We start from the raw sequence: 657 nt of genomic DNA, 5'->3' as shown, positions 1-657 counted from the left end.
AAATTAAATATTAATGATTATTATAATTTTTATACTGTATTTAATGATCGTGGTTTAAATATTGGTGGTGGTGATATTAATTCTGCACCCCAAGATAGACAATGATTATATCCATCAAATGTTATTAATTATTATTCACCTTATGATGGTAGTTTTTTATGACAAGAAATTACATTTTCAAGTATTAATAATAAAATTAGTCATAGTGGTTTATCAGTACGACAATTTATTCAAACAATTGCTCCGGGTGAAGGTTATTGTTTTCCTAAAATAACTTATGATGAGAAACTAAATAAAGGTATTGTTGAATTAGATGAGATTTTATTAAAAGACCCTGGTGTTAGAGCAATGGCAGTTAAATTTTATGGGAATCCAATCTTTTTTGATATGCCAGTTATTGGCCGACCAATTATTAAAGGTCAATTTAATAAAAAAGTAATGAATTCAAGAGATTTATTAATGTATAACATGTTTCCTGCACCACCCGATAAAATAAATACCTATGCATCACCTGAGGTAAGTTGATATAACATTCAAGGGATACAGCCAACAATGATAACTGGTTATGAAGATTGAAAAAAAGATATGGAAAGTAGATATGACTTTTGAAATCAAAAAAATAGTGAAGGTATTGTAATAACTGATAAAGCAAGTTCA

At 27.7% G+C, this 657-nt stretch carries 1 protein-coding gene; it reads left to right on the top strand.

The window, feature by feature from the left end; translation table 4 throughout:
* The coding region (locus D9R21_RS07900; RefSeq protein WP_158614026.1) for a hypothetical protein at positions 1 to 657 on the top strand (657 nt) is incomplete at both ends.

The sequence above is a fragment of the Spiroplasma endosymbiont of Megaselia nigra genome, assembly GCF_003987485.1.
GTDB lineage: Bacteria > Bacillota_I > Bacilli_A > Mycoplasmatales > Mycoplasmataceae > Spiroplasma.
This window is presented reverse-complemented; position numbering and strand designations above follow the sequence as displayed.